The 18,024-nt window shown below is 49.7% G+C and carries 20 protein-coding genes; 4 read left to right on the top strand and 16 right to left on the bottom strand.

All coding sequences use genetic code 11. The features are described from left to right. Positions 1–610: 610 nt before the first annotated feature. Together VJY99_RS09985 and VJY99_RS09990 are read right to left on the bottom strand one after the other, a co-directional pair. Entirely contained in the window at positions 611–817 is a 207-nt protein-coding gene (locus VJY99_RS09985; RefSeq protein ID WP_324117920.1) for a hypothetical protein, read from the bottom strand. A gap of 33 nt (positions 818–850) precedes the next feature. Further along, entirely contained in the window at positions 851–1,552 is a 702-nt protein-coding gene (locus tag VJY99_RS09990; RefSeq protein ID WP_324117922.1) for a pirin family protein, read from the bottom strand. Between the two features lie 106 nt (positions 1,553–1,658). Here VJY99_RS09990 and VJY99_RS09995 point away from each other — a divergent pair, with 106 nt between their 5' ends. Continuing rightward, complete coding sequence (locus tag VJY99_RS09995; RefSeq protein WP_324117924.1) at positions 1,659–2,549, top strand: LysR family transcriptional regulator; 891 nt, start codon at positions 1,659–1,661, stop codon at positions 2,547–2,549. A gap of 60 nt (positions 2,550–2,609) precedes the next feature. Here the strand turns inward: VJY99_RS09995 and VJY99_RS10000 are convergent, their stop codons facing one another. From VJY99_RS10000 to VJY99_RS10050, 11 genes are all read right to left on the bottom strand, one after another. Beyond that, positions 2,610–2,993 carry a DUF805 domain-containing protein gene (locus tag VJY99_RS10000; RefSeq protein WP_324117926.1) on the bottom strand — a complete coding sequence of 128 codons (384 nt, stop codon included), beginning with the start codon at positions 2,991–2,993 and terminating at the stop codon, positions 2,610–2,612. Positions 2,994–3,097: 104 nt separating this feature from the next. Continuing rightward, positions 3,098–4,090 (bottom strand): glutathione S-transferase family protein, encoded by a 993-nt coding sequence (locus tag VJY99_RS10005; protein ID WP_324117928.1) that lies wholly within the window; start codon positions 4,088–4,090, stop codon positions 3,098–3,100. An 82-nt stretch (positions 4,091–4,172) separates the two neighbouring features. Further along, positions 4,173–4,565: a DoxX family protein gene (locus VJY99_RS10010; RefSeq protein ID WP_324117930.1), complete on the bottom strand. Its 393-nt coding sequence runs from the start codon at positions 4,563–4,565 to the stop codon at positions 4,173–4,175. A 235-nt stretch (positions 4,566–4,800) separates the two neighbouring features. Further along, complete coding sequence (locus tag VJY99_RS10015; protein WP_324117932.1) at positions 4,801–5,091, bottom strand: YqjK-like family protein; 291 nt, start codon at positions 5,089–5,091, stop codon at positions 4,801–4,803. Continuing rightward, a complete protein-coding gene (locus VJY99_RS10020; RefSeq protein ID WP_324117934.1) occupies positions 5,088–5,486 on the bottom strand; it encodes a phage holin family protein in 399 nt (132 codons plus the stop codon). Before VJY99_RS10020 ends, VJY99_RS10015 begins: the two co-directional genes overlap by 4 nt. Before the next feature lie 2 nt (positions 5,487–5,488). After that, positions 5,489–5,794 (bottom strand): YqjD family protein, encoded by a 306-nt coding sequence (locus VJY99_RS10025; protein WP_324117936.1) that lies wholly within the window; start codon positions 5,792–5,794, stop codon positions 5,489–5,491. A 49-nt stretch (positions 5,795–5,843) separates the two neighbouring features. Further along, a complete protein-coding gene (locus VJY99_RS10030; protein ID WP_324117938.1) occupies positions 5,844–6,212 on the bottom strand; it encodes a DUF1090 domain-containing protein in 369 nt (122 codons plus the stop codon). A 169-nt stretch (positions 6,213–6,381) separates the two neighbouring features. Then, the gene (mzrA, locus tag VJY99_RS10035) at positions 6,382–6,765 is read right to left on the bottom strand and encodes an EnvZ/OmpR regulon moderator MzrA (protein ID WP_324117940.1); all 384 of its coding nucleotides are present in this window, start codon (positions 6,763–6,765) and stop codon (positions 6,382–6,384) included. Positions 6,766–6,776: 11 nt separating this feature from the next. After that, positions 6,777–7,439: a DedA family general envelope maintenance protein YqjA gene (gene yqjA / locus VJY99_RS10040; protein ID WP_324117942.1), complete on the bottom strand. Its 663-nt coding sequence runs from the start codon at positions 7,437–7,439 to the stop codon at positions 6,777–6,779. Positions 7,440–7,774: 335 nt separating this feature from the next. Further along, a complete protein-coding gene (gene exuR / locus VJY99_RS10045) occupies positions 7,775–8,551 on the bottom strand; it encodes a transcriptional regulator ExuR (RefSeq protein WP_324117944.1) in 777 nt (258 codons plus the stop codon). A 130-nt stretch (positions 8,552–8,681) separates the two neighbouring features. Then, positions 8,682–9,977, bottom strand: coding sequence for an MFS transporter (locus tag VJY99_RS10050; RefSeq protein ID WP_324117947.1), 1,296 nt, complete (start codon positions 9,975–9,977; stop codon positions 8,682–8,684). Between the two features lie 490 nt (positions 9,978–10,467). On the opposite strand from VJY99_RS10050, the gene uxaC reads away from it, so the two are divergent. The 3 genes from uxaC (at position 10,468) to VJY99_RS10065 (ending at position 14,017) form a co-directional block, all read left to right on the top strand. Further along, complete coding sequence (gene uxaC, locus VJY99_RS10055) at positions 10,468–11,877, top strand: glucuronate isomerase (protein WP_324117948.1); 1,410 nt, start codon at positions 10,468–10,470, stop codon at positions 11,875–11,877. Between the two features lie 18 nt (positions 11,878–11,895). Next, complete coding sequence (locus tag VJY99_RS10060; RefSeq protein WP_324117950.1) at positions 11,896–13,383, top strand: altronate dehydratase family protein; 1,488 nt, start codon at positions 11,896–11,898, stop codon at positions 13,381–13,383. A gap of 88 nt (positions 13,384–13,471) precedes the next feature. After that, on the top strand, positions 13,472–14,017 hold the full coding sequence (locus VJY99_RS10065; protein ID WP_324117952.1) for a YgjV family protein: 546 nt from the start codon (positions 13,472–13,474) through the stop codon (positions 14,015–14,017). A gap of 35 nt (positions 14,018–14,052) precedes the next feature. Here VJY99_RS10065 and sstT read toward each other — a convergent pair whose 3' ends face one another. The 3 genes from sstT to VJY99_RS10080 all read right to left on the bottom strand — a co-directional run bounded on the left by sstT (position 14,053) and on the right by VJY99_RS10080 (position 17,951). Next, positions 14,053–15,297 (bottom strand): serine/threonine transporter SstT, encoded by a 1,245-nt coding sequence (sstT, locus tag VJY99_RS10070; protein WP_324117954.1) that lies wholly within the window; start codon positions 15,295–15,297, stop codon positions 14,053–14,055. A gap of 304 nt (positions 15,298–15,601) precedes the next feature. Further along, positions 15,602–16,570, bottom strand: a complete 969-nt coding sequence (locus VJY99_RS10075; protein WP_324117955.1) for a TerC family protein — start codon at positions 16,568–16,570, stop codon at positions 15,602–15,604. A gap of 382 nt (positions 16,571–16,952) precedes the next feature. Further along, positions 16,953–17,951: a Gfo/Idh/MocA family oxidoreductase gene (locus VJY99_RS10080; protein WP_324117957.1), complete on the bottom strand. Its 999-nt coding sequence runs from the start codon at positions 17,949–17,951 to the stop codon at positions 16,953–16,955. Positions 17,952–18,024 lie beyond the last annotated feature (73 nt).

The raw sequence follows: 18,024 nt of genomic DNA on the forward strand, positions 1-18,024 counted from the left end.
GTGTCATATTGCGATGGGCTTGATTGGCAACAACCAGCAAACCAGCAAACCCGCACACCATCGGTAAAGCCAATAGGGCAAGGTATGTCTTGATGAATTTGAATTTTTTTATTTTCTTTGTGAACAATTTTGTTCTACTTCCTATTCCGTATGGAGTAAATCAATATTACGCCTGACGACTTATGCCCTCGCCAGCGCTAACTAACTGCATAGCATGAACGGACTCATCATGGCGAGTTGTCCCAGTTGACTGACTATATTTTTGAGTTCAAAACGACGATTAAAATGGCAACAGAACTCCTCCAGATGCCTGGCGCAAATCGTAACTGCCACAGAGTGAGTACTTTACGTTTCATAACCCTGAGCGCAAGCTCCGGGGGGCGCTTTGGTTTGGATGGGTAGATGAAAGACCAGGAAACATTCATTGGGCTGGAAAGGTGACGGAGAGCTCCCCGTAACCGTCGACTATAACAAATGGGCAAACATTGTGTTTATAGCAGCATTCACATACATCACGAAGTCGAAGTATTGCCAGTATAGCAAGGTATTCGATACCGAGGATGTGCAATAGGTGTGGTACGGGTGGGCAATATATGCGATACAAATTGGGTTACAGGCTGGCTTCTTCTTCAGCCAGCCGCACGTCAGCTTCGGTAACAATCGCTTCCAGCTCGTTTAGCATCTCATCAAAACTCAGTTCACAGCCTGAAGCTGCCTTAACTACAGCAACCTCAGGGGCATGAACTACTGCAACCTCAGGGGCATGTGATAACGCTGCTTTTTTCTTACTCTTCCGGGCCGCTTGTTTTTTACTCACTGATAACTCCTGTTGGTCTAACGTTGGCAGTGGTCAGACCGGTAAATCTATCAGCAATGCGCGCAATGGGGTATCAGCAACCAGCGTAATGTTAGCTTCGTCACGGATAAAAGCGCCGTCGCCGCAGGTAAGGCCTTCTTTTTCCTCGGCAGAGGTCACCGCGTGAACGGTGCCGTGAATTGACTGCAAATAAGCGCGTGGGCCATGTAACTGGAAACTTAGCTGTTGGCCTTTCTCCAGTTCAATCTGGTGGATCCACACTTGCTGGCGTAATTGCAGGCTCTCTTTGCTGCCGTCGGGCGAAGCCAGAAGCTGCTGCGGTTGGTGAGACTGCGTGATTTTTTGCACCCGCGCATTTTCACGTTCCGGGCAGGCGTCCAGCCACAATTGTATGCGTGTCAGTGAATGTTCTTTACTGAGATTATGCTCGCTGTAACTGATCCCCGGCTGGGTGGAAAGCAGCAGCGCCTCACCGGCTTTAACCTGAACATGGTTCCCTTCGCTATCGCGGTATTCCGCTTCGCCTTCCAGAATCAAATTAAGAATATCGACTTTTGGATAGGTACGCGGCTGGAATGAAGCGCCTGGCGCTAACACTTCCTGATTGAGTACGCGCAACGAAGCATAGCCCAGCAATTTCGGGTCGAAATAGTGACCGAAAGAAAACGTATAGCGGGCCTGTAGCCAACCGTAGTCCGCTTTACCGCATTGTTTGGCAGTTCTGGGCGTAATCATAATTGTTTGACCTCTTTTTATACTATGCCCATGGTAAAACTCTGGACGCTACATTGTTAGCCAGTTAATCTGCTTGGTATGTTCAAATTTCCTGAATGAGAACCCGATGTCTAAAGAGAGAGCATTGACGTTAGAAGCTTTGCGGGTAATGGACGCAATTGACCGACGTGGAAGTTTCGCCGCGGCGGCTGATGAGCTGGGCCGCGTGCCGTCGGCGCTAAGTTACACGATGCAGAAGCTTGAAGAAGAATTGGATGTTGTCCTGTTCGACCGTTCAGGTCATCGCACAAAATTTACTAACGTCGGGCGTATGTTGCTCGAGCGTGGGCGAGTTTTGCTCGACGCAGCTGAAAAACTTACGACGGATGCTGAAGCACTGGCTAGAGGTTGGGAAACGCATCTCACCATCGTCACTGAGGCGTTGGTACCCACGGCGAAGTTGTATCCGTTAGTCGAAAAACTTGCCGATAAAGCGGACACGCAGTTATCGATAATCACGGAAGTCCTGGCGGGGTCATGGGAACGTTTAGAGCAGGGGCGAGCAGATATTGTGATTGCGCCAGATATGCACTTCCGTTCTTCGTCGGAGATTAACTCACGCAAGCTTTACAAGTTGATGAGTGTTTATGTCGCGGCACCTGATCACCCGATTCACAATGAACCGGAGCCGCTTTCAGATGCAACGCGAGTGAAGTATCGCGGTATTGCAGTTGCCGATACCGCGCGTGAACGCCCGGTGCTAACGGTGCAATTGCTGGATAAACAGCCGCGTATTACGGTGAGCAGCATGGAAGATAAGCGTCAGGCACTGTTGGCAGGCCTGGGTGTGGCGACGATGCCTTATCCGCTGGTCGAGCAGGATATTGCTGAAGGACGTTTACGTGTGGTGAGCCCTGAATACACCAACGAAATTGACATTATCATGGCGTGGCGGCGCGATAGTATGGGCGAGGCAAAAGCCTGGTGCCTGCGTGAAATTCCAAAATTATTGAAATAACAGGCGCCCTCACACAACCCTCTCCTGGAATCGGAGAGGGAGACAATCAGCTGTAAGGTGTTACTCGCTGACAAATAGGGCGTCTAAGTCTTTAGGGTCGCGTCCAAACTTATTCGAACCCGGCGTACCATTCTGGCAATTAAACGCCAGAATAATCAGCCAGCCTACAACCGGAATTAACAGCAGCAATAACCACCAGGCTGAACGATCGGTATCGTGTAAACGCCGGAACTGCAACGCCCAGTAAGGCAAGATGATGAGCACACCGTAAATTGTGGTGAGCGCGCCTTCATCCCCCGCAATTCGCAGGCCTAACATCTTGTCCAGAATGCTTAGCACGCCAGTCAGGATGAGGTTTACAAGGATGAACATCCAGAATTCTTTGCGGCGTGCACGCCCACTAAATCCAACGTAATTTCTTAATACTTTGATATACCAATCCATTTGCAGCCCACCTTGAGTAATCATCAATCACTTGATCTTTAAGTGATCTATTCAAGAATAGCCATGATTGGATTTAAGGTAAATCTTCGTGTGGATGAATTTTATCAACCTTTGTTAAAACGTTCATCGCGACCATGTGGCTCATTTAAATCCTGGGCAGGGCCAATGGAAATAACACCTGTCGGGTTAATGGTTTTGTGGCTGCGGTAATAGTGATGGCGTATATGGGCGAAATCGACGGTTTCTGCAATGCCCGGCATTTGGTAGATATCTCGCAAGAATCCGTACACATTCAGGTAATCACTAATGCGGTGTTTATCGCATTTAAAATGAGTGACATAGACTGGATCGAAACGGACCAGTGTTGTCCACAGGCGAATATCGGCCTCAGTAAATTGGTCGCCAGTTAAATAGCGGTGCTGGCCAAGGATTTGCTCGACGCGTGCCAGTGATTCAAACACTTTTGTTACCGCGTCGTCATAAGCTTCTTGAGAGGTCGCGAAACCGGCTTTATATACGCCGTTATTAATCGTGTCGTAAATCCAGCTATTCAGTTCATCAATTTTACTGCGTAACTGCGGCGGGTAATAATCCCCAGCGCGAGCCCCTTTTGCATCAAACGCAGTATTGAGCATACGAATGATTTCAGCGGATTCGTTACTGACGATAGTTTGGGTTTTCTTGTCCCATAAAACCGGAACCGTGACGCGGCCTGTGTAGCTTGGGTCGGCTTGCAGGTAGAGCTGATAAAGATATTCGTGCTGATATAAGCCATCGCCCGTTGCATTCGGGAAATCGTCATCGAACGTCCAGCCATCTTGCAACATCAGCGGGTTAACCACCGAAACCGAGATAAATGATTCGAGGCCTTTCAAGGCACGCATGATGAGGGTGCGATGCGCCCACGGACAGGCGAGGGAAACATAGAGATGGTAACGGTCTTTTTCTGCGGCAAAGCCACCTTTGCCGTGCGGGCCAGGTTCGCCATCGGCAGTCAACCAGTTGCGAAACGCCGCTTCTGAACGTTTGAAACTGCCACCGGTAGATTTTGTGTCATACCAAACGTCGTGCCAAACACCATCAATTAACTGTCCCATGTTTCATTCCTATTAGTAGACGTTAAAAACAAAAAAAGCGAAGGGATTAACCTTCGCTTTTAGTGAAACTAAGTATAGAGCCTTACCAGTTTTTCTTCAGCACACGGTCGATGCTATATGCACCCGGTCCGAAGATAGCCAGTAACAGGTAGCCACCGGCAATGGAGAAGTTCTTCATATACATGATGGAGTTCGGACCCTGGCTGAAGTCACTGTGGAACAGTAACGCCGTCAGAATCGTAAATACCGCAGTGATAATCGCCGTAGTACGAGTCAAGAAGCCGAACAGAATTGCCAGACCGCCGCCAAGCTCAAGCAGAATGATGAGTGGCAGTAAGAACCCTGGGACGCCCATCGCTTCCATATATTGTTGAGTACCGGCGTAACCACTGATTTTGCCCCAGCCTGCAACAATGAACAGAATCGGCATCAAGATACGAGCTACCAGTACACCTGCATCATCTAATTTTTTCATTTTACTCTCCAGCGAATCTCTTGTGGGTGCTAACAGCCCAGGGATGTTTGTGTTTGCAATTTCCGGTAGTTACCGTTGATTGCGGTTGATGTGGAGGATAATAGACGGGGCGGTTACGGATTGTTAGCTAGGAATACTGTCGATGTTTATCAAATATATTGATTATCCCTGTCATGCCTCAAGTTGCAGGTGTGTTGACTGCAACTTGAGGTATTTAGGGGTAGGGTGTTAGGTGTTAATGCGATTGCTGTTGTAAGGTCGTGCGAAGCATACGCCAGGCGCTCCAGACACCAAAGCCACGCCTGGCCCAACGCATCATGAAACTCGGCTGACGCACAGACCAGATAGCCACTACGCTGCTGGCGATTAAAGCATAGCTACGTAAGCTTAATAGCGTGTTCCAGCCACGGTCATAAGCCCCAGTCGCTTCAAGCCAGTTACGCCTGCCAGCACTTAAATCCAACCGTTGTTGCTGAATCTGGCCGAGTAAAAGCGCTTTGCGTTTATCAAGCTCATGTTTGCTCATGGTTTGTCATCTTCCAGCAATGCACGGTCATTTTCGAGTTCGCGCCGCGTATGGCGTAGCAGTGTGGACTGGCGAGACTTACGCAGCGTCCAGATGCCACCGATTAATGCCAGCGACAGCAAGATGACAGTCGTTGCAATCACGGCATTCAGACGATATTGCGGTTCGACGGCCCAGAAAACCAGCACCACCAGACTCATTAACCCAAACGCTGCAAACAGCAAGGTTAATCCAACCATGAGCAGCAACTGAACAAGATGAGCTTTCTCTTCTTCCAGCTCAACCACCGCCAGACGTATGCGAGTTTCCACCATCCCAACGACGATGGTGATGAGGCGCTGACCTATACCGAGGATGCTCTTACCCGGCCCTTGAGCTTGATTTGAGTCAGGCATAATTAACGACGCGTCAACAGTACGCCGAGTACAACGCCAATCGCTGCACCAATACCTACGCCAGTCCATGGATTTTCACGAACGTAATCGTCAGCTTTTGCTGCGGCTTCACGCGTTTGCTTAGCGATCACGTCACCGGTATCACCCAGATGGATGCGGCTTTCTTTCAATGCTTTTTCCGCTTTACCACGCAGTCTTTCGAGTTCGGATCTGGACTTGTCCGTCGATGCGCTTAGCACTTCTTCCAGGGTGTCTGCCAGGGATTTCAACTCAGCGCGCAAGTGTTCTGATGTAGTATCTTTTGACATGATTTTCTCCAGGTTTTTGAAGTTTGGCGGTTATTTTTATTGCAGGAATCTAGTAATCACGTTCCTGCAAAGTTTTAAGCTCATGCTCAGCTTCAGAAAGCTTTTGTTCACGCTTGGAAATCTTATCGGTGTCGCCTTTCGCTCGCGCCTCTTTAAGGTCCGCTTTGCGTTCAGTGATTTCAGTTTTTTGCTCGTTGATTTTCTTCTGATGTGCCGCACGTAAACTGCTGTCAGTACAATTGGTGCGGACTTCTTTCAACGCTTTGTTAAGCCCATCGACACGACTTTTATTCTGGTGCTTCTCCGCATAGCCAATTTCTCGCTGGATATCCTGTTCCTTTTCGCTACACAGCGAGTTTGCATGTGCGGCAGAAGTCAGAGATAACAAGGCGATAGCCAATACGGTACGAGTGTTCATGATAAAAACCTTCCATTGTGACGTACGTTTAGCCGCGAGGGTAAACACACATTAAAGTCCAGTAATACTAAGAAAATGATAATTTGTAGTGATTTAAGTAGAATCAAGCATAGTCAGAAATTGAGTAAAAACCCAATTTCTGTTAACAAATTAGGATTTAAAGAAAGGATTAACCGATGCGGAGATTTTCGTTGAACATACGTGTCAGCCAACTGCGGGCGCTGTTTTCTTCTTCTTCTTCTTGTTGAGCGATGACGTAACCACGCGGCAGTGTTTTATCCAACACGACTTTTGCAGCTTCGCTTTGTGCACTTGAATCAAATTTGATCAACAGAGAATTGTTGTCAGGGGTAATGCTTTTGAAGGGGATCCCGTTGGCATCAAGATGATGCCAGACAAAAAAACCGTCCGGCATGCTGATACCTTGTTGGTTGGAGCGAATTTCTAGCGTCGATTCAGGGCGTTGCATTCCAGCCCAGATCAGCAGTGCAGTTACCGCAACTGCACTGATAAGCATCGTGGCTTGCAGGCCACGAAAAACGTGTGTTTTCATCGTCATCCCTCTTAACCGCGGTTACCGTATTTCTTACGCCATAGCACAATCAACGTACCGATCAGGCCCATTACCAGCAACACGACGGGTAACAGCATCAGGCAGGACATCAACGCATCTTCATATTTCAGGAATACAGGTGTTTTGCCGAGCAGATAACCCATCGTGGTCAACATCAGTACCCATAACAACCCACTCATCCAGTTGAAGAACTGGAAACGCGCATTATTTAGACCTGATAAACCGGCAATAGTTGGCAACAGGGTGCGAACAAAAGCAATAAAACGGCCAATCAGTAACGCAGACAAGCCATGTTTATGGAATAAATTATGCGCGCGCGTGTGATAGTGGGCAGGGAGATGCGAAAGCCAATTCTGCACGATGCTCGTGTTCCCAAGCCAGCGCCCTTGAATATAACTGAGCCAACACCCGAGGCTTGCGGCGGTAGTTAATAGAATGACGGTTTCTGGAAAACCCATTGCCCCTTTGGCAATCAGGACACCCACCAAAACCAACAAACTGTCACCAGGCAGGAAAGCAGCTGGAAGCAGGCCGTTTTCAAGGAATAAAATCATGAATAAGACGAAGTAAAGCATGCCAATCATTCCTGGATTGGCGAGCGTTTCAAAATCCTGGTTCCATAGAGCGTTCAACAATTGCGTGAAAAGTTCCATTCAGTATTCCTGGTACATCGGTTAAGACTGCTGATCAAAGTCAGATTGTGGAGCACGGTATTATTTGTGTTGTTTTCATGTGCTATTGCCGATTGCAATTCACCGCTTGTAACCCGCTCACGCTACAAATCCGTTTGAACGTATTCAGGCAGGTGATAAGCCAAGCTTACACCGTCAGTGAAAATGCATCTAATTGTAACAAAGCTCTGCGTAGGGCGTCACAGTATTTGTGATTTGCTGAGTGTTGATTTTGATGACTCACTGAGGTGCTGGCGAGGGTATTTACAAACGCTGACACTATTGGTTGGTTTGCTTACCCTCGCGCGAGGAAATAACTACTTTTGACCATTTGTCGCTGTATCGAGATGAATCACCGGATTATCTGCAAACAAATAGCGATCAGCATTAAATTCGAAATCATCACTGGTTGCATCAAACAGCATTTGTTTCGTGTTTTCCAGGTGTTGCCACATTGCCAGTTTAGCCGCATGTGGGTCTTTACGAATCAATGCCTTAAGAATTTGGTCATGATCGTCACACCAGTTGTCAGCGGTGCGCTTATCAATATGCTCGTGAAGTTTTTTCCAGTATGGGTTGTGGATTCGTTGGCTCCACATTTTTTCCACGATGGCGGCGAGGGCGCTATTTTGCGACGCCAGAGCAACCTGAGTGTGGAAATGAAGGTCCCACTCTGAATCCTGGAAATTGTGCTCATTACGCGCCATTTCCTGAATTTCCATGAGCTTGACGATATCTTGCTTTGTCACTTGAGTCGCCGCAAATTCAGCGATATTGCTCTCAATCAGCTGACGAGCTTGTAGCAGCTCAAACGGACCAAAACTGGCGAACTCAAACTGTTCATCAGGAAGATTGGTGTATTTCGCCTGATTGGCGATGACATGGATGCCGGAGCCTTTGCGGACTTCGACGTATCCTTCCACTTCCAGCATGATGATTGCTTCACGGACCACAGTGCGGCTCACGTTCTTTTCTTCAGCAATAAAGCGCTCGGCCGGGAGTTTTTCCCCAACCAGATAAACACCATCTTCGATGCGTTGCTTAAGTTCAGCGGCCAGTTGCTGATAAAGACGACGTGGTTCCATAATATCCATCTGTACTGTAGCTCCGGAAAAGATCCTGCGGTTGACCTTATTTGTTATACCACTTTTCAAAGGTAGGCTCCATATTCCAGATACACAAAAGCCGCCAATAGGCGGCTTTGAATGCAAACTGAGACGCAGATTATGCCAGAGCTTGTTTCGGCTTTTTCTCGTTATTCAATTCACTGATAGGTTTGTTTTGTAGCACGGTCCAGATAACGATAGCACCGAGGATGTCAAACACTGCCAGAGCAGCAAACAGTGGGCTGAAGCCAACAGTATCAGCCAACGCACCCACAACCAGCGCAAACATCGTACTTGCAGTCCAGGCCGCCATACCGGTCAGGCCGTTCGCCGTTGCCACTTCGTTACGACCAAATACGTCAGAAGAAAGTGTAATCAGTGCGCCAGACAGTGACTGGTGAGCAAAGCCACCCACACACAGCAGGGCGATTGCCACGTACGGGCTGGTGAACAGGCCAATTGTACCTGGAGCAATCATCAGAATCGCACCCATGGTCACAACCATTTTACGAGAAACAATCAAGTTCACGCCGAATACGCGCTGGAAGAAAGGTGGCAAGTAGCCGCCAACGATACAACCCAGGTCAGCGAACAGCATTGGCATCCAGGCAAACATCGCAATGTGTTTCAGGTCAAAGCCATACACTTTAAACATGAACAATGGGATCCAGGCGTTGAACGTACCCCATGCAGGTTCTGCCAGGAAACGTGGCAGAGCAATACCCCAGAACTGGCGGTTCTGCACAATTTTCCAGGCGCTCATTTTTTTGCTGTTGTTGGTCTGGTGTTGCGCTTCCTGACCACCAATGATGTATTCACGTTCTTCGTCAGACAGTTTTTTCTGGTCGCGTGGGTGTTTGTAGAAAAACAGCCATGCCATTGCCCAGGCAAAGCTCAGGACACCGGAGATGATGAATGCCATCTGCCAGCTGTGCATCACAATCGCCCAAACGACTAATGGTGGAGCAATCATGCCGCCGATAGAAGAACCGACGTTGAAGTAGCCCACGGCGATAGAACGCTCTTTAGCCGGGAACCATTCACTCGCGGCTTTCAGGCCAGCAGGGATCATAGCGGCTTCTGCAGCACCAACGGCACCACGAGCGAATGCCAGGCCACCCCAGCTTCCCGCGAGTGCAGTTGCACAACAGCAAATTGCCCATGCGACAGCAAAGACGGCGTAGCCGATTTTAGTACCCAGTACATCAAGCACGTAGCCAGCAACAGGCTGCATAATGGTATAGCAAGCCGAGTAGGCGGCTATAATGTAGGAATATTGCTGTGTGGAAATATTCAGCTCTTGCATCAAGGTTGGTGCAGCAGCCGCAATAGTATTACGTGTCAGATAACCCAGTATGGTACCCATAGTTACCAGGCCAATCATGTACCAGCGTAAGCCTTTAATCTTTCCCATTTTGAATTCCATCCCGTCTTTTAGACAACCGCACATGGTGCAGTTGTACGTCCAGCACTGCTGCCAGAACGTATTTTCTGTTAGAGGGTTCATATCCGGGGGTATTACCCGGTACGACCCGTACCTTGCCATAAAAAATAAAGTATCTGTGGCAATCTCGGTGTCCGTACCGTTTTGCGCTGTTTGTAATACCAGCGTCTGATGTAATTCCATTACTTCTGTATTGCGACGACAGAAAGATAACTTGTCATACAACTTCAAAAGTTGAGTGACATCACAAAAGTATCGATCTGATCACTCTTGGATAGTCAGGGCTTTCAAGCCACAGCTGGCGCGGGATGGGGGTTCTTTTTATACATAATATTAACAATTAAAGTGTGGTTTTTGTGACTGAGACCACAAAAATCCACTCGGTCTCAAGAAATTGGTGTGATAACTTTATTTGCATTATGCGCAAGCATCGAACTGCTATGAACAGAGGAACCCTACAATGGCCCAGTTTATGACTGAAGATTTTCTCCTGGATACTGAATTTGCTCGTCGCCTGTATCATGAGTTTGCAGCTGACCAACCTATCTTTGACTACCATTGCCACTTACCGCCGCAGCAAGTTGCTGAAGATTACCGGTTTAAAAACCTGTATGACATCTGGTTGAAAGGTGACCACTACAAATGGCGCGGTATGCGTGCAAACGGTGTGGAAGAGCGTCTGTGTACTGGCGATGCGACTGACCGCGAGAAATTCGATGCCTGGGCTGCAACGGTTCCACACACCATCGGTAACCCGCTGTACCACTGGACTCACCTCGAACTGCGTCGTCCGTTCGGTATCACCGGCAAACTGCTGTCACCTACCACTGCTGATGAAATCTGGAACGAATGTAACGAGCTGCTGACGCAGGACAGCTTCTCTGCCCGTGGCATCATGAAGCAGATGAACGTGAAAATGGTGGGGACCACTGATGACCCAATCGACGATCTGCGTTTCCATCGCCAAATCGCGTTAGATGCTTTTGAAACCAAAGTGCTGCCAAGCTGGCGCCCGGATAAAGCTTTCAATATCGAACAAGCGACCTTTGCTGAATACATGGGCAAGTTGGCTGAAGTATCTGATACCGACATCCGTCGTTTCAGTGATCTGCAAACTGCACTGAGCAAGCGCCTGGACCACTTCGCAGAACATGGCTGTAAAGTTTCTGACCACGCATTAGACGTCGTGCTGTTTGCCGAAGCAGATGAGTCAACTCTGGATGGCATTCTGGCTCGTCGTCTTTCCGGTGAAACCCCAAGCGAGCACGAAGTTGCGCAGTTCAAAACTGCGGTTCTGGTTTGGCTTGCTGCGGAATATACCCGTCGCGGTTGGGTTCAGCAGTACCACATTGGCGCACTGCGTAATAACAACCTGCGTCAGTTCAAACTGCTGGGGCCAGATGTAGGCTTTGACTCCATCAATGACCGCCCATTGGCGGAAGAACTTTCTCGCTTGCTCAGTAAGCAAAACGAAAACAACGAACTGCCAAAAACTATCCTGTACTGCCTGAACCCACGCGATAACGAAGTGCTGGGCACCATGATTGGCAACTTCCAGGGTGAAGGCATGCCAGGCAAGATGCAGTTTGGCTCCGGTTGGTGGTTCAACGACCAGAAAGATGGCATGGAGCGTCAAATGACGCAGTTGGCGCAGTTGGGTCTGCTGAGCCGTTTCGTTGGCATGCTGACTGACAGCCGTAGTTTCATGTCATACACCCGCCACGAATACTTCCGCCGCATCCTGTGCCAGATGATTGGCCGTTGGGTTGAAGCGGGCGAAGCGCCAGCTGATATCCAGTTGCTGGGCAAAATGGTGGAAAACATCTGCTTTAACAACGCCCGAGACTACTTTGGCATTGAACTGAACTAATCAGGCTCTGAGGTTGATATGCAATACATCAAGATCCATACGCAAGATAACGTCGCTGTCGCGCTAGTGGACCTGGCCGAAGGTGAAGTCGTCACCGTTAATGACGCAGAGATAAAGCTGCGCCAACCGGTGTTACGTGGCCATAAATTTGCGCTTGTCACCATTGCGCAGGGTGAGAATGTGGTTAAGTACGGTTTGCCGATTGGCCACGCGTTGGCCACGATCGAACCGGGTGAGCACATTCATTCACATAACGCGCGTACCAATCTGAGCGACCTGGATGAGTATCGCTATCAACCTGATTTCCAGTCTCTGGCAAGCCAGGCGGCAGATCGCGACGTGAGCGTTTACCGCCGTGAAAATGGCGAAGTAGGGGTGCGTAACGAGTTGTGGATCCTGCCAACCGTGGGCTGTGTAAACGGCATTGCGCGTCAGATCCAGACCCGTTTCCTGAAACAGAACAACGACGCTGAAGATATCGATGGTGTCTTCCTGTTCAGCCATCCGTTCGGTTGCTCGCAACTGGGCGAAGACCACATCAACACCCGTACTATGCTGCAAAACATGGTGCGTCACCCAAATGCGGGCGCGGTGTTGGTGATTGGCCTGGGTTGTGAAAACAACCAGGTGAGCACCTTCCGTGAAACGCTGGGCGAATATGATGCTTCTCGCGTCCACTTCATGGTTTGCCAACAGCAAGATGACGAAGTGGAAGCCGGGCTTGAGCAGTTGCAAGAGCTTTACGAAGTGATGCGCCATGATAAGCGTGAACCAGGCAAAATCAGCGAGCTCAAATTCGGCCTTGAATGCGGGGGTTCTGATGGTTTGTCTGGTATCACGGCGAACCCAATGCTGGGGCGTTTCTCAGACTATATGGTGGCGAACGGTGGCACGACTGTGCTGACGGAAGTCCCTGAAATGTTTGGCGCCGAACGCATTCTGATGAGCCATTGCCGCGACGAAGCCACGTTTGAAAAAACCGTCACCATGGTGAACGACTTCAAACAGTACTTTATCGAACATAACCAGCCGATCTACGAGAACCCATCACCAGGGAACAAAGCGGGCGGTATCACTACGCTCGAAGAAAAATCCCTCGGCTGTACGCAAAAAGCCGGTGAGAGCGAGGTTGTTGATGTACTGCGTTATGGCGAGCGCCTGAAAACGCCAGGCCTGAATCTGTTAAGTGCGCCAGGTAACGATGCCGTTGCCACCAGTGCCCTTGCCGGAGCAGGTTGCCATATGGTGCTGTTCAGTACCGGGCGCGGAACGCCATACGGTGGTTTTGTGCCAACCGTTAAAATCGCGACCAACAGTGAACTGGCGACTAAAAAGCCACACTGGATTGATTTTGACGCAGGCAAACTGCTGCACGGTAGCGACATGAACACCTTACTGACCGAGTTTGTCGACGCTATTGTGGATATCGCGAACGGCAAAAAGACCTGCAACGAACGCAATGATTTCCGCGAGTTGGCAATCTTTAAAAGCGGCGTTACGTTGTAAATAGCCCCTCAGGTGTTAATATGAAACGGCATTTTGATATTCGAAATGCCGTTTTTTTTCGCCTCGTTTTTACTCTCAAGGATTTGTCATGACCGCGTATTGGGTTGCCCAGGGCGTCGGCGTTCTCGCCTTTGTGGTTGGCATCACCACGTTCGTTAACCGCGACGAACGACGTTTCAAGCTACAACTGGCGGGTTACAGCGCCATCATCGGTATCCACTTCTTTTTGATGGGCGCAAGCCCGGCTGGCATGAGTGCTGAACTCAACGCACTACGAACCGTTATCTCTCTGCGCACGCGGAACCTGTGGGTGATGGGGATTTTCATCGCGCTGACGTTAGGATTGGGGTTGGCTAAATTTAACCATGCGATGGAATTACTGCCGATTGCCGGGACAGTCGCCAGTACCTGGGCGTTATTCCGCTGCAAAGGGTTAACAATACGTTGTGTGATGTGGTGCTCCACGGCTTGTTGGGTGACGCATAACTTCTGGTTGGGCTCGATTGGTGGGACGTTAATCGAAGGAAGTTTTTTGGTGATGAATGGCCTGAACATCATTCGTTTCTGGCGCATGCAAAAGCGGGGAATTGATCCGTTTAAAGTCGAAAAAGACGTGGTGCAACAGCAGGAGTGACACTCCCTGCCTTGAAAGACAGGGAGCGTTGAGCATTAACCGCGTAACGGGTTTTTTTCAGCCAGGCGTGCATCTTCTGCCTGGCAAGCCGCCGCAGTAAACAGCACGTCAGTTGAGGAGTTCAGTGCGGTTTCGCAAGAATCCTGCAACACACCGATGATGAAGCCAACAGCGACAACCTGCATGGCAATCTCATTCGGGATACCAAACATGCCGCACGCCAGAGGGATAAGCAGCAGAGAACCGCCCGCCACACCAGACGCCCCGCAAGCACACAGTGACGCCACCACACTCAGCAGCAACGCGGTTGGCAAATCAACCGGAACACCCAGGGTATTTACCGCAGCCAAAGTCAGAACGGTAATGGTGATTGCAGCACCCGCCATGTTAATGGTTGCGCCCAACGGGATGGATACAGAATAGGTATCGCGGTCCAGATTCAGCTTTTCACACAGCGCCATGTTCACCGGAATGTTAGCCGCAGAGCTACGGGTGAAGAAGGCGGTCACGCCACTTTCACGCAGGCAAGCGAACACCAGTGGGTACGGGTTGCGGCGAATCTTCACGAACACCAGCAGCGGGTTGATTACCAGCGCCACGCCGAACATACAACCAACCAGTACCAGCAGCAGTTGCGCATAGCTCCACAGCGTGTCAAAGCCGGTGGTGGCCAGTGTTGATGCGACCAGGCCAAAAATACCGATAGGGGCAAAACGAATCACTACTCTCACGATGAAGGTCACCGCATCGGAGACATCGTTAATCAGGTTTTTAGTGCTTTCATTGCCATGACGCAGAGCGAAGCCCAGGCCCACAGCCCACACCAGAATACCGATGTAGTTGGCGTTAAGCAGCGCGTTAATTGGGTTGGCAACCATGCTCAGGAGCAAATCGCGCAGAACTTCCACAATACCTGACGGCGGAGTGATATCCGTTGCGCCAGTGACCAGATGCAGTGTGGAAGGGAACAGGAAACTGACCACCACAGCGGTTAACGCTGCGCTAAATGTTCCCAGAAGATAGAGCGCCAGAATCGGGCGAATACTGGTTTTCTGGCCGTGCTTATGGTTGGTGATTGATGCCATTACCAGCATCAGAACCAGCACTGGCGCAACTGCTTTCAATGCACCGACGAATAATGTGCCGAGCAAACCTGCGGCAATAGCGGCTGGTTTTGAAAATGCAGCCAGCGCGATACCCAGCACCAACCCAATCAAAATCTGTTTGACCAGACTGCCCTGTGCCAGGCGTTTGATAATACCCGGAGATTGTGTAGCCATGAATAGCCTTCCTGTTTTATGTGTCGTCCCATCCTGAGCCTGTACTCTGAGGTACTTTTCCGACCGGATGTAAAGATATGTGTTTGCCTGGTGGAGTATAAGGAAATGTCGCGGTGTAGTAAGTAGTAATCACTGTTTATTTTGGTGTCGACTAGGTTTTATAACTAAATATTAACAAATATGTGACATTAGCAGCACTTCGTACAACTCGTACTTTTAAAAGAAAAACCCCGCCAAAGACGGGGTAACAGACGCTGTTTCGTCGGTCGGATTTGCGTAACGCCATCCGACAATACATGGTGTATTACTTCGCGATATTCTTCTGATCGTTACGGTAGTTCACGATAGCGTTGATGATAAGCGTCAACGCCAGAATGCCACCGACCACGCCCAGCGAAACCGCGATGGGGATGTGGTAGAAATCGACAATCATCATCTTCACGCCGATAAATATCAGGATAATCGACAGGCCGTACTTCAGCATTGAGAAGCGTTCTGCCACGCCTGCCAGCAAGAAGTACATCGCACGTAGACCGAGGATGGCAAACAGGTTGGATGTCAGCACGATGAACGGGTCAGTGGTTACCGCGAAAATAGCCGGGATACTGTCGACCGCAAAAATCACGTCACTCAGTTCAACCAGAATCAGCACCAGCAGCAACGGTGTTGCGAACAGCACGCCATTTTTGCGGGTGAAAAATGTTTCGCCTTCGATTTTATCCGTCATGCGCAGGTGGCCGCGAATCCAGCGCACCAGCGGTTTATCACCAATACCGCCTTCATCTTCCTTCGACAGTGCCATCTTAAGACCGGTAAACAGCAAGAAGGCACCGAACACATACAGCAACCACTCAAACTGAGAAATCAGCCAGCTACCGGCGAAGATCATAATGGTACGCAGCACAATCGCGCCCAGCACGCCGTAGACCAGTACGCGGCGCTGCAAAGCGGCAGGCACGGCAAAATAACTGAACAACATCAGCCAGACAAAAACGTTATCCACTGCGAGGGATTTTTCAATCAGATAACCGGTGAGGAAGGCGAGAGCCTGAGCGTCTGCCACTTCACGGCCAGAGGTTCCGGTGAGATACCACCAGAATGCCGCATTAAACAGCAGCGAAAGCGTAACCCAAACCAGGGACCACACGGCCGCCTGTTTCATGGTCATGGTGTGTGAGCCTTTGCGACCCTGAAGCAGCAAGTCGATGGCCAACATGATAAGGACCACGACAGCAAAACTGCCCCACAGTAATGGAGTACCGACACTATTCATAAAAGGGATTCCTTCAAACAAAACAAAAACGGCCAACGTCGGAAGACGCCAGCCGCTAATGCTTGCAACAGGGATCTCGCCTTCCGGCAAGGTCTCACTTACAACGTATATACGTTGCCCGGTAACCGGGTGCTTTAAACACCGTAATGACGATTAACCGGCAAATCCTGCTTTATTCGCACCGTAGCTGCGTTGGTTTTCCTCATTCACACCAGTCACGTCGTTTGCTACGTTCCTGGCGATTCATTCAGTCGCCGCCTTGCTACACTGCAAATAAAGTTGGATAGAAGAAGTTACTCCCCTTTGCGGGCGAGAAATTAATATGTTTGACACATTCGGTCAACATTTCGCCCTTCGTTTTACATAGCTTTACGCCGGTATATCACGCTGGTGAATGTGCAGTAACCTCATCCGCCGGGAATTTCACACCAGTCTGTGCGCGGATTTCCGTACTCAGCGCGGCAGTGATGCGCGAGGTGACTAAACCAGGATGATTCACTTCGTTGCTGGCAACCAGGCGAGCAAAGACCTCGGCTTCATACAGCATGGTATTGATATGCTGTGGAATGGTCAGGTCCTGCGGTTTCCCACCACGCGGTATAAAGGTGATGCGCTGGCATTCAGAGATTTTCTCGATAACCAGTGAACCGGCCTCGCCCTGAATCTCGCTTGGGACAACCGAATCGCTCACTTTGGAATGCAGCAGGTTCACATCGAAATCGCCGTAATGCATCTGCACTGAACCGTGAGCATCGACACCACTTTCCAGAAGGCTGGCCGTTGCGTGGACGGATTTTGGTTCACCCCACAACGCTGCGGCAGAAGCCAGCACGTAAAAACCGATATCCATAATCGAGCCGTTCGAGAACGCCGGATTAAAGGTATTTGGGTTTTCGCCATCAAGATAACGCTGATAACGCGAAGAGTACTGGCAGTAGTTGAGCAGCACTTTGCGGATCTTACCCACTTTGGGCAACGCTTGTTGCAGGGCGATAAAGTTCGGCAAGCTGGCCGTTTTAAACGCCTCGAACAACACCACCTGGTTTTCGCGTGCGCAGGCAATCGCTGCTTCTACTTCACGCAAATTAGACGCCAGTGGCTTTTCACAAATCACATGCTTTTTATGGCTTAAAAACAGCAGCGTTTGTGGCGAGTGCAGGGAATTCGGGCTGGCGATGTAAACCGCATCAATCGCGTCGCTTTTCGCCATCGCCTCAAGATCGGTAAAAAGATGTTCCGCCAGATAATCACTGGCGAAGGATTGCGCCTGTTCAAGCGAGCGGGAGTAGACCGCGGTGAGTTTATATTTACCACTTTCGTGGGCAGCATCGACGAACTGACGGGTGATCCAGTTAGTTCCAATAACAGCGAGGCGTATCATAAACGGGTGCTATCTCCGAAGGCGGGGTGTGTTTAAAAGACTATCACGATGTTTGGGGAAAACCAGTGGTGGG

The sequence above is a fragment of the Buttiauxella sp. genome, from assembly GCF_035271705.1.
In the GTDB taxonomy this organism is placed as follows: domain Bacteria; phylum Pseudomonadota; class Gammaproteobacteria; order Enterobacterales; family Enterobacteriaceae; genus Buttiauxella.